General features: G+C 65.5%; 9 protein-coding genes. 2 read left to right on the forward strand and 7 right to left on the reverse strand.

What is annotated here, in order from left to right; all coding sequences use genetic code 11:
- Together E8E95_RS11725 and E8E95_RS11730 are read left to right on the forward strand one after the other, a co-directional pair.
- On the forward strand, positions 1 to 1,376 hold a 1,376-nt coding region (locus tag E8E95_RS11725; RefSeq protein WP_280350220.1), incomplete at its 5' end, for an L-serine ammonia-lyase.
- A gap of 391 nt (positions 1,377 to 1,767) precedes the next feature.
- Positions 1,768 to 2,871, forward strand: coding sequence for a GlxA family transcriptional regulator (locus tag E8E95_RS11730; RefSeq protein WP_077520418.1), 1,104 nt, complete (start codon positions 1,768 to 1,770; stop codon positions 2,869 to 2,871).
- A 221-nt stretch (positions 2,872 to 3,092) separates the two neighbouring features.
- Here the strand turns inward: E8E95_RS11730 and E8E95_RS11735 are convergent, their stop codons facing one another.
- The 7 genes from E8E95_RS11735 to E8E95_RS11765 form a co-directional block, all read right to left on the reverse strand.
- Complete coding sequence (locus tag E8E95_RS11735; RefSeq protein ID WP_077520421.1) at positions 3,093 to 3,338, reverse strand: hypothetical protein; 246 nt, start codon at positions 3,336 to 3,338, stop codon at positions 3,093 to 3,095.
- A 32-nt stretch (positions 3,339 to 3,370) separates the two neighbouring features.
- Positions 3,371 to 4,150 (reverse strand): electron transfer flavoprotein subunit beta, encoded by a 780-nt coding sequence (locus E8E95_RS11740; RefSeq protein WP_280350224.1) that lies wholly within the window; start codon positions 4,148 to 4,150, stop codon positions 3,371 to 3,373.
- Positions 4,140 to 5,372, reverse strand: a complete 1,233-nt coding sequence (locus E8E95_RS11745; protein ID WP_280350226.1) for an electron transfer flavoprotein subunit alpha/FixB family protein — start codon at positions 5,370 to 5,372, stop codon at positions 4,140 to 4,142. Before E8E95_RS11745 ends, E8E95_RS11740 begins: the two co-directional genes overlap by 11 nt.
- Positions 5,373 to 5,490: 118 nt before the next feature.
- On the reverse strand, positions 5,491 to 7,449 hold the full coding sequence (gene dgcB, locus E8E95_RS11750; RefSeq protein ID WP_280350228.1) for a dimethylglycine demethylation protein DgcB: 1,959 nt from the start codon (positions 7,447 to 7,449) through the stop codon (positions 5,491 to 5,493).
- A gap of 158 nt (positions 7,450 to 7,607) precedes the next feature.
- On the reverse strand, positions 7,608 to 9,668 hold the full coding sequence (gene dgcA / locus E8E95_RS11755; protein WP_280350230.1) for a dimethylglycine demethylation protein DgcA: 2,061 nt from the start codon (positions 9,666 to 9,668) through the stop codon (positions 7,608 to 7,610).
- 15 nt (positions 9,669 to 9,683) lie between these two features.
- Positions 9,684 to 10,214: a DUF5943 domain-containing protein gene (locus E8E95_RS11760; RefSeq protein WP_077520436.1), complete on the reverse strand. Its 531-nt coding sequence runs from the start codon at positions 10,212 to 10,214 to the stop codon at positions 9,684 to 9,686.
- Between the two features lie 123 nt (positions 10,215 to 10,337).
- Positions 10,338 to 11,315, reverse strand: coding sequence for a dipeptidase (locus E8E95_RS11765; protein WP_044871141.1), 978 nt, complete (start codon positions 11,313 to 11,315; stop codon positions 10,338 to 10,340).
- Positions 11,316 to 11,707: the final 392 nt, after the last annotated feature.

An 11,707-nucleotide genomic window follows, 5' to 3' on the forward strand; every position in this document is an offset into this window, starting at 1 on the left:
TGGCCATCAGCGTGTTCGACCTGTTCAAGATCGGTATCGGCCCTTCCAGCTCGCACACCGTGGGCCCGATGCGGGCGGCGGCGCTGTTCGCCACGGCACTGCGCGAGCGCGGCCTGCTGGCCCAGGTGACGCGCGTCGAGGTGCGCCTGTACGGCTCGCTGTCGGCCACCGGTGTCGGCCACGGCACCGACCGCGCGACCCTGATCGGGCTGATGGGCGAGTGGCCGGACCGCGTCGACCCGAAGCAGATCGCCCCGCGCATCGAGGCGCTGCGGGAAAGCCGCGAACTGCGGCTCGATGGCAGTCACCCGGTGGCCTTCGACTGGAACCGCGACCTGCTGTTGCTGGACGAGAACCTGCCGTACCACCCCAACGCCATGACCCTGATCGTCGAAGGCGCGGCGGGTGAACTGCACCGCGACACCTACTACTCCATCGGCGGCGGCTTCGTCGTCGACGAGGCCCAGGCGAAGTCCGGCCAGCTGGACCAGGACGCCACCGCACTGCCCTACGACTTCTCCAGCGCCGAAGAGCTGCTGGAGCTTTGCCAGCGCCACAACCTGCGCATCTCCGAGCTGATGCTGGCCAACGAGAAGGCCTGGCGCAGCGAGGCGGAGATTCGTAGCGGGCTGCTGAAACTGTGGGACGCCATGCAGGAATGCGTGACCAACGGCCTCGGTCACGAAGGCATCCTCCCCGGCGGGCTCAATGTGCGCCGGCGCGCGGCGAAGCTGCACCGCAGCCTGCAGGAGCTGGGCAAGCCCAACGTGATCGGCAGCACCATGAGCGCCATGGAATGGGTCAACCTCTACGCCCTGGCGGTGAACGAGGAAAACGCCGCCGGCGGGCGCATGGTCACCGCACCCACCAACGGCGCGGCCGGAATCATCCCGGCGGTGCTGCACTACTACATGCGCTTCAACCCCGAGGCCACCGACGACGACGTGGTGCACTTCTTCCTCGGCGCAGCCGCCGTCGGCATCCTCTGCAAGAAAAACGCCTCGATCTCCGGCGCCGAAGTCGGCTGCCAGGGCGAAGTCGGCTCGGCCTGCGCGATGGCGGCCGCGGGGTTGGCGGAAGTGCTGGGGGCGACCCCGGCGCAGCTGGAGAACGCCGCCGAGATCGGCCTGGAACACAACCTCGGGCTGACCTGCGATCCGGTGGGCGGGCTGGTGCAGGTGCCCTGCATCGAGCGCAACGCGATTGCCGCGGTGAAGGCGATCAACGCGGCGCAGATGGCCCTGCGCGGCGACGGCGAGCACTTCATCTCGCTGGACCAGGTGATCCGCACCATGCGCGACACCGGCGCCGACATGCACGACAAGTACAAGGAAACCTCGCGCGGTGGCCTGGCGGTCAGCGCCATCGAGTGCTGACCTCGACCATGGGCGGCCGCCGCCGCCCAATGCTGGTGCATGATGCGGCGGGGGCGGTTATGACCGGTTGGTCTGGTTATGAATATTCCGTCTGTTACTGAAGGTGTTGCCCTACGGCACGGGGTGACATTCGCTGACTCCGCCAGTGCTACCTAAGTCCCCAGGGCCCGCCGGACGCGGGCTCTCCCGGTCGTAAACAGAATGATTCTGTCGCTGACGCCTAGGCCGGATGGCACGGGCCTTGGAGGAATCTGCTGTTTTTAATTGAACGATCAATAAATTTAGGCACGACCTTTGCCTAGATTTGGTATCACCTGGTTTAGCCGTACCAGGCCATAACAAAAAAGCCCCGAAAAGGGGCTCCCCCGTGCCTAGTCTGAGGGTTTCGCGAATGTCACAGTTCAACCAAGGGGCTCAACCCCAGAACCGTGTTCCCCAGTCCATCGGTTTCCTGCTGCTGGACAACTTCACCCTGATTTCCCTGGCCTCCGCGGTCGAACCGCTGCGTATGGCCAACCACCTCTCCGGTCGCGAGCTCTACCGTTGGTACACCCTCAGCCAGGGTGCCCGCCCGGTCAGCGCCAGCGACGGCCTGCAGATCACCCCCGACAGCGGCCTGGACAATGCGCCGGCGCTGGATGCAGTGATCGTCTGCGGCGGTGTCGATATCCAGCACAGCGTCAGCCGCGAACACGTGCAATGGCTTCAGTCCCAGGCTCGCCAGGGCCGCCAGCTGGGCGCCGTGTGCACCGGCAGTTGGGCGCTGGCCAAGGCCGGCCTGCTCGACGGCTTCGAGTGCAGCGTGCACTGGGAGTGTCTGGCGGCGATGCAGGAAGCCTTCCCGCGTGCCGGCATCACCACCCGCCTGTTCTCCATCGACCGCAATCGCAACACCTCGTCCGGCGGCACCGCGCCCATGGACATGATGCTGCACCTGATCGCCCGCGAGCATGGTCGCGAACTGGCGGCGGCGATCTCCGAGATGTTCATCTACGAGCGCATCCGTAACGAACAGGATCACCAGCGCGTGCCGCTCAAGCACATGCTCGGCACCAACCAGCCGAAGTTGCAGGAAATCGTCGCGCTGATGGAAGCCAACCTGGAAGAGCCCATCGACCTCGACGAACTGGCTACCTACGTCGACGTCTCGCGCCGCCAGCTTGAGCGCCTGTTCCAGAAGTACCTGCACTGCTCGCCATCGCGCTATTACCTGAAGTTGCGCCTGATCCGTGCGCGCCAACTGCTCAAGCAAACCGCCATGTCGATCATCGAAGTGGCTTCGGTGTGCGGCTTCGTTTCCACACCGCACTTCTCCAAGTGCTACCGCGAGTACTTCGGCATTCCTCCGCGCGACGAACGCGCCGGCCAGAACGCCAACGTCGTGGCCCTGATGCCGGTGCCGGACGAACTGGTACGCAACGCACCCTCCACCGCCGGCGTAGCGCTGAGCCGCGCCCAGGGCGAGTCCACTTTCGCCAGTGTGCGGGTGGTGTAGCAGGGAACTACTGGCCAGGCAGGATCTGCCCCCTCTCCCTCTGGGAGAGGGTTGGGGTGAGGGTAGGTGGGCCGTGCAGGGATTTGAAGGACGGGAATCGCGAATGAATTCGCTCCCACAAAGCTGCATCGATATCGTTGGGCTTCGCTTCGCTCAGCCTCAACCTACAGACATAGAAAAGGGCGCCCATGGCGCCCTTTTTCATTCATGGGTTTCAGCTGTCAGCGCGGTACCAGCGCCGGCAGCAGCGTGCGCGAAATGGCTTCACGCACGTTCGGCAGCAGGGTCGCGCTGCCACCCAGCAACTCTTCCACCAGGCGGCGCAGCGCCAGTGCGCGCTCCGGGCTGAGACCGCTAACAGCCTGCTCACACGCCTGTTCGGCGCTCACCCCTGGCGGGATGCTGATTCCCAGCGCCACCAGGCGCTCGCGGAAGTCTTCCTGGTCGATCAGATCGGCATGCATCATCGCGCTATTCCTCCGCGTCAGGTGCTGCGCGATCAGCGCAGCACGCCCTCTTCCAGCAACAGTTTGAAGATAGCTTCGGCGCCCGCTTGCGGCGAGACATCCTTGAGCACCTGGCCGCCACCGCCGGATGCCTTGGCGGTCGCCGCCTTCATCCGCTCGGCGCCGGTCTTGGCCTTGATCACCTTGAGCCGCTTGGGTCGCGGACGGGCCGGCTGCAGCTGGGCCTCGGCGAACATTACATCCTCCACGAGCTCGACGTCTTCCGCTTCGATGCGGCCGCGACGGGCCGGCCCGAAGGCGCTCTGGCGAGCAGTGGGCGCGGCGTTGTCGACGCTGGCGACGAAGGGCAGACGCACCTTCAGGCGGCGACGTTGGCCCCGGGGCAGGGCTTGCAGTACCTGGGCCACGCCGTTGTCGACTTTCTCCACCTCGGCCAGGCCCACCACCAGCGGCCAGCCCAGGCGTTCGGCCAGCAGGTAGGGCAACAGCCCCGAGCCTTCGCCGGTTTCCGCCTGACTGCCGGTGAGGACGAGTTGCGCACCGCTCTCGCGGAGGAAGTCCCCCAGCGGATGCAGCGCGTCGTCCTGCGGTCCCTGTTCCAGGACGATCAACTCATCCAGCCCCATGCCCAGATAGGCGCGCAGGGCTTCTTCCTGCGGATTGCCGGCATGCACCACGCGCAGGCGCGGGCCCGCCAGGCGCAGGCCGAGTTCGACGGCGCGGGCGTCCTGGTCGGCGCGGCGCGCGCGGCCCGAAGTGGGGTGTGCGCCGATGGAGACCAGGCTGACGATCTTGAGTGCGTCATGCGGCATCGCGTGCCCCTCCCTGACGGTATTCGGTGGCCAGCTGGATCAGCGCGGCGAGGATGGCGCCCGAGTCGCCGATCACCGAGAGGTCAGCGCGTTTGATCATGTCGCAGCCCGGGTCCATGTTCACCGCCACCACCTTGTCGCAGGCGCCGATGCCCTGCAGGTGCTGGATGGCACCGGAGATACCCACGGCCAGATAGACCCGTGCGGTGACCCAGGTACCGGTGGCACCCACCTGGCGATTACGCGGCATGAAGCCGTCGTCCACCGCCACGCGGGAAGCGCCTTCGGTGGCGCCGAGGGCGCCGGCCGCTTCGTGGAATTGTGCCCAGTTCTTCACCCCGTTACCGCCGGAGAGGATGAACTCTGCCTCGGCCATGGGGATCTGCGCCGGATCGACGGCCACCGGGCCGAGGTCCTCGATGCGGGGCAGGCTGTGGGCAATGTTCGCCGTCAGTTCCAGAGAGCGGGCTTCATGACGGGTTTCGCTGACCGGTTCCGCACATTCGGCAGCGGCGAGGATCAGGCGCGGCACGGCGCGCACCAAGTCCTCGCGACCAGCGCCAGCACGTCCGGTGGCTTGTTCATTGGCGACCTGCCAGACGCGCGTGGCCGGGCGCTCGCCCAGCTTCGCGGCCAGCCGGCGACCCAGTTCACCGCCACCGGTGCGGCTATCGGGCAGCAGCCAGTGGCGCGGCGCCAACTGGCTTTCCACGGCACTCAGGGCGAGCACGCGGGCTTCCGGCGAGTAACCGTCGAAATCGCCACCGGCGATACGCAGGATGCGGTCGACGCCGGCGGTGTCGAAGGCGGATTCCTTGTCCTCGCCGAAGAGCACGGCAACCACCGCTCCTTCGTTGCCGGCCAGCTTGTTGGCCAGGCCCAAGAGGTCCTTGTCATGGCTGGAAAGACGGCCGCCGACCATGTCCGGCACCACGCAGATGTGGAAGGTCGGTTGTTCGATCACGTGCAGCGGCAGCTGTACCACTTCGCTGGCCGCGCCGCGCTTGCCGGCGGTGCCCTGCTGGGCGCCGCTGCGGTCGATGCGCTTGATGCCGTTCGGGCCGATGAACCCGGCGGCAGCGGCGTGGGGATTCTTGCGAAGCAGGCCGTTAGGGCCCATCCAGCTCGTCTGCCCCTGGGTCTGCATGGCGGCATGCAGCGGGTGCAGGCGGTTGCGGGCGATCCACTCGGCACGCGGGTCGCGGCGGATGATGTCGCTCATGGGCGGGCCTCCAGCATGCTTTTGGTAGGAGCGAGCTTGCTCGCGAAGGAGATGACGTCGGCGCGGTGCCGGTTCGCGAGCAAGCTCGCTCCTACACCTGCTGGTTCTGTGCGTACCATCACGCCACCTCCACAGCAGCTTTAGCCGCCGACGGCTTTTTTGCTTCCACCGGCGCCTCGATCAGCACATCCGCCACCAGTTCGGCGATGTCCTTGATCTCCGGGCGCGGGGCGACCACGCCTTCGAGCATTGCGGTGCACTGCGGGCAGCCGACGGCCACGAGCTCGGCGCCGGTTTCCTTGATGTCCACCATGCGCATGTCCGGGATCCGCTGCTTGCCGGGAATGTCGGTAATCGGTGCGCCACCGCCACCGCCGCAGCAACGGGAACGGAAGCCGGAGCGTTCCATTTCCTTCACCTCGATGCCGATGGCCTTGAGCACGGCACGCGGCGCTTCGTACTCGCCGTTGTAACGGCCGAGGTAGCACGGGTCGTGGTAGGTCACGCTGCCGCCCTTGTGCTGCCCGAGGCTGAGGCTGCCGCCTTGCATCAGTTCGTTGATGTAGGTGCTGTGGTGCAGGACTTCGTAGCTGCCACCCAGGGCGCCGTACTCGTTCTTCAGCACATGGAAGCTGTGCGGATCGCAGGAAACGATCTTCTTGAAGCGGTACTGGTTGAGGGTGGCGATGTTGCGTTTGGCCAGGGTCTGGAAGGTGGCCTCGTCACCCAGGCGTCGGGCCACGTCACCGCTGTCGCGTTCTTCCAGGCCGAGCACGGCGAAGTCGACGTTGGCGGCTTTCAGGACCTTCACGAAGGCGCGCAGGGTGCGCTGGTTGCGCATGTCGAAGGCACCGTCGCCGACCCAGAACAGCACGTCGGCCTGTTTCTTCTCGCTCATCAGCGGCAGGTTCAGGTCCGCGGCCCAGTTCAGGCGGCCGCCGGGGGCGAAGCCGCCGGGGTTGTCGGTGGCGATCAGGTTTTCCAGTACCTCGGCACCCTTGTTCGGGGTGGCGCCCTTCTCCAGGGTGAGATGACGGCGCATGTCGACGATGGCATCGACGTGCTCGATCATCATCGGGCATTCCTCGACGCAGGCACGGCAGGTGGTGCAGGACCACAGGGTGTCCGCTTCCACCAGGCCCTTGCCGCCCTGGACCACGATCGGCTGATGCGGGCCGCCAGCGTGTTCGCCCAGCGGGATGCCCGGATAGGGACTGCCGGCGAACTTGGCGTCATTGCCGCCAGCCAGGCCGATGACCATGTCCTGGATCAGCTTCTTCGGGTTCAGCGGCTGGCCGGCAGCGAAGGCGGGGCACACGGCCTCGCACTTGCCGCACTGCACGCAGGCGTCGAAGCCGAGCAGCTGGTTCCAGGTGAAGTCGGTGGGCTTCTCGACGCCGAGCGGTGCCTCGGGATCGTTCAGGTTCAGCGCCTTGAGACCGGTGGAGCGGCCGCCGCCGAAGCGCTCGGCGCGACGGTGCCAGGCCAGGTGCAGGGCACCGGCGAAGGCGTGCTTCATCGGGCCGCCCCAGGTCATGCCGAGGAACAGTTCGGACACGCCCCAGGCCACGCCAATGGCGAGGATGCCGGCGAGGAACCAGCCGCCGAAGCCTTCCGGCAGGATGCCGGCGACTGGCAGCGTCGCGATGAAGAAGCTCGCCGCGAACATCAGCAGGCTCTTCGGCAGACGCATCCACGGACCCTTGGACAGGCGGGACGGCGGGTCCAGACGGCGTTTGGCGACGAAGAGGGCGCCAACGAACATCAGCACGGTGGCGGCCAGCAGGGCGAAGCCGAGGATCCGGCTGTGCAGGCCGAAGCCGTGCACCGCGATTGCCAGCACGGCCGACAGCACGAAACCACCGGCGGTGGCCACGTGGGTCTTGGACATGTACTTGTCGCGCTCGACCACATGGTGCAGATCCACCAGGTAGCGGCGCGGCATCTTCATCAGGCCACCGATCCAGTCGACCTTGGAGGGTCGGCCGCGGCGCCACATGAAGAAGCGCTTCGCGGCGCCCAGCACGGCAAGGCCGAGGGCGACGAAGAGCAGGATGGGAAGAAGGGTGTTCAGCATTGTTGGTCTCCTACCGGGACCTGAAAGCGGCACGGATGGCTCCCTCTCCCTCCGGGAGAGGGCTGGGGTGAGGGGAGCGTGGCGTCACTGGAAATCCGTGCCGGCCCGCGCCATCCCTCACCCCCGGCCCCTCTCCCAGAGGGAGAGGGGAGCGTCCATCAGAAGTCCTTGCACAGACGCAGAGCGTCGTAGATCGCCGCGTGGGTGTTGCGCTGGGCCACGCAGTCGCCGATACGGAACAGCAGGTAACCGTCGCCGGGCTGGCTCAGGCAGGGCTGCGGCTTGATGGCGAACAGTGCCTCGACGTCGATCTGCCCCTTGTTGCGCGAACCGTCCTTGAGCGCGTAGTACAGGCTCTCGTCCGGGCGCACGCCGTTCTCGATGACGATCTGATCCACCACACGCTCTTCGCGAGCGCCGGTGTACTCGTTCTCCAGCACCGCCACGACCTTGTCACCCTCGCGGTAGACCTTCTCCAGCATCAGGTCGCCGGTCATGATCACTTCTTTCGGATACATGCTGCGGTAGTAGGTCGGGAAGGTGGTGCCACCCATGGCGATGCCCGGCTTGATGTCGTCGGTGACGATTTCCACCTGGGCGCCTTTGTCGGCCAGGAAGTCCGCCGCCGACATGCCGCCGAACTCGCAGATGGTGTCGTAGACCAGCACGTTCTTGCCCGGTGCCACGGTGCCGTTGAGCACGTCCCAGCTGCTCACCACCAGGCCTTCTGCCGCGCCCCAGTGCTCGTTCTGCTCCAGGAACGGATGACCGCCGTTGGCCAGGACGACGATGTCCGGCTTGAGGTCGAGGATGGCTTCCGGGTTGGCCGCGGTGCCCAGGCGCAGGTCGACGCCGAGACGTGCGATCTCCAGTTGGTACCAGCGGGTGATGCCGGCGATCTGGTCACGCTGCGGCGCCTTGGAGGCGATGGTGATCTGGCCGCCGAGCTGATCCTTCTTCTCGAACAGGGTCACGTCGTGGCCGCGTTCGGCCGCTACGCGGGCCGCTTCCATGCCAGCCGGGCCGCCGCCGACGACGACTACCTTGCGTTTCACGCCGGTGGTCTTCTCGATGATGTGCGGTACGCCCAGGTATTCACGGGAAGTGGCAGCGTTCTGGATGCAGAGCACGTCCAGGCCCTGGTACTGGCGGTCGATGCAGTAGTTGGCGCCGACGCACTGCTTGATCTGGTCGATCTGGCCCATCTTGATCTTGGCGATCAGGTGCGGGTCGGCCATGTGGGCGCGGGTCATGCCGACCATGTCCACGTAGCCGCCTTCCAGGATGCGGGTGGCCTGGTTCGGGTCCTTGATGTTCTGCGCATGCAGGACCGGGACGTTGACCACTTCCTTGATGCCGGCTGCCAGGTGCAGGAAAGGCTCCGGCGGGAAGCTCATGTTCGGGATCACGTTGGCCAGGGTGTTGTGGGTGTCGCAGCCCGAGCCGACCACGCCGAGGAAGTCGAGCATGCCGGTGTCGCTGTAGTACTTGGCGATCTGCTTCATGTCCTCGTGGGACAGGCCGTCCGGGTGGAACTCGTCACCGCAGATACGCATGCCGACGCAGAAATCGTCGCCGACTTCGGCGCGCACGGCCTTGAGCACTTCCAGGCCGAACTTCATGCGGCCCTCGAAGGTGCCACCCCACTCGTCGGTACGCTTGTTGACGCGCGGGCTCCAGAACTGGTCGATCATGTGCTGGTGCACGGCGGACAGCTCGACGCCGTCCAGGCCGCCTTCCTTCGCCCGGCGCGCAGCCTGAGCGTAGTTGCCGATCACACGCCAGATCTCTTCCACCTCGATGGTCTTGCAGGTGGCGCGGTGCACGGGCTCGCGGATGCCGGACGGCGACATCAGGGTCGGCCAGTTGAAGCCGTCCCAACGGGAGCGACGGCCCATATGGGTAATCTGGATCATGATCTTGGCGCCGTGCTTGTGCATGGCGTCGGCCAGATTCTGGAAGTGCGGAATGATGCGGTCGGTGGACAGGTTCACCGAGCTCCACCATTCCTGCGGGCTGTCGATGGCGACCACGGAGGAACCACCGCAGATGGCCAGGCCGATACCGCCCTTGGCCTTCTCTTCGTAGTACTTCACGTAGCGCTCGGTGGTCATGCCGCCGTCGGTGGCGTAGACCTCTGCGTGGGCGGTGGACAGCACACGGTTGCGGATGGTGAGTTTGCCGATCTGGATCGGCTGGAACATTGCTTCGAATGCCATTGCCCTTGCCTCGCCTTACAGAGGTTTGACGATGAACAGGCCGTCGTCGTGGCCTTCTTCGGAGCCGCCGTACACCTGCTCGGCGACGGTGCGGACGCTGCTGCCACGGGCCTGGAGGATCTGGTCCATGGCGCCGGCGAACCAGCCGGTGAACATGTAGTCGACCTTGCGACCAACCTTGCCGTACACGTACACGAATGCGGAGTGCTTCAGGCGCACCTGGGCGGTGCCCTTGTCGAGGTCGATGGACTCGATCTGGAACAGGCCCCAACCGCGCTGTGACAAACGCTTCATGTAGTGCTCGAACACCGCCACGCCTTCCAGGCCATGGCATTCGGCTTCCTTCTCGCACCAGTGCCAGGCGGATTTGTAGCCAGCCTTGTAGAGGATTTCGGCGTAGCGCTCCGGGCCCAGTTCGGCTTCGATGCCCATGTGGTTGTTCACGAAGAAGTGACGGGGCACGTACAGCATAGGCAGGGCGTCGGTGGTCCAGACACCGGTTTCGCTGTCGACTTCGATGGGCAGTTCGGGGGCGTGTTTGGCCATGTTGTTTTAGCTCCGGAATTCGATTTGGGCCCGGCTGCGGGCTGACTTAACCCCCTCTCCCTCTGGGAGAGGGTTGGGGTGAGGGTTTGGCCCCTCTCCGGAGGGGAGAGGGGAAAAGGGCGGTTACTCGCCCCAGACGTCCTTCAGTACGCGAACCCAGTTCTCGCCCATGACCTTGCGCACCACGCGCTCGGGCATGCCGCGCTTGAGCAGGGTTTCGGTGAGGTTGGGGAATTCGCCCACGGTGCGAATGCCCAGCGGGTTGACGATCTTCCCGAAGTTGGTCAGGCGGCGGGCGTAACCCTTGTCGTGGGTCAGCCACTCGAAGAATTCCTTGCCATGGCCCTGGGTGAAGTCGGTACCGATGCCGATGGCGTCTTCGCCCACGATGTTCATCACGTACTCGATGGCTTCGGCGTAGTCGTCGATGGTCGAGTCGATGCCCTTGGCGAGGAAGGGCGCGAACATGGTCACGCCGACGAAACCGCCGTGATCGGCGATGAACTTCAGCTCTTCGTCGGACTTGTTGCGCGGATGTTCTTTCAGGCCGGACGGCAGGCAGTGGGAGTAGCAGACCGGCTTCTTGGATTCGAGGATGACTTCTTCGGAAGTCTTGGAGCCCACGTGGGACAGGTCGCACATGACGCCGACGCGGTTCATCTCGGCGACGATCTCGCGACCGAAGCCGGACAGGCCGCCGTCGCGCTCGTAGCAGCCGGTGCCGACCAGGTTCTGGGTGTTGTAGCACATCTGCACGATGCCCACGCCCAGCTGCTTGAACACCTCGACGTAGCCGATCTGGTCTTCGAACGCATGGGCGTTCTGGAAACCGTAGAGGATGCCGGTCTTGCCCAGTTCCTTGGCCTTGCGGATGTCGGCGGTGGTGCGCACCGGGATCACCAGGTCGCTGTTTTCGCGGATCAGCTTGTTGCTCGCGGTGATGTTGTTCACCGTCGCCTGGAAGCCCTCCCAGACCGACACGGTGCAGTTGGCTGCGGTCAGGCCGCCCTTGCGCATGTCTTCGAAGAGTTCACGGTTCCACTTGGCGATGATCAGACCGTCGATGACGATGCTGTCGGCGTGCAGTTCGGCTGGGCTCATCAGGCTGTCCCCTGTTATCCATGCGCCGAATCTTCTGCCGGCGCTTTGAGGGGAGCATATCCCCGGGGAATTCGACGCTATCGCGCAAAAGCGACCGGGGTATTGCCGAAAGCGTCAAGCCGGTCGCTAATGGGCAAGCGGGGTTCGGAACTACCCATCTGGCGATGCCGATCGTTGCTCTTGTGGGGGCGAATTCATTCGCGATGGGCAGCGCAGCTGCCCCATTTCGCACCAGGCGGGCAGGCCTGCGGCCTGCATAGCGATTGAAATCGCCCCCACAGCGGTTTCATTGCGACAAACCACAGGTCCGCCCGTCGCCAAGTGCCTCCGCCCACCGCCTATAAAGGAAGGTACGGAGCGCTCCGTCGGCCTGCGTCGGTTTCAGAATGCGC

The sequence above is a fragment of the Pseudomonas sp. BN414 genome (assembly GCF_029871275.1).
Taxonomy (GTDB): domain Bacteria; phylum Pseudomonadota; class Gammaproteobacteria; order Pseudomonadales; family Pseudomonadaceae; genus Metapseudomonas; species Metapseudomonas resinovorans_C.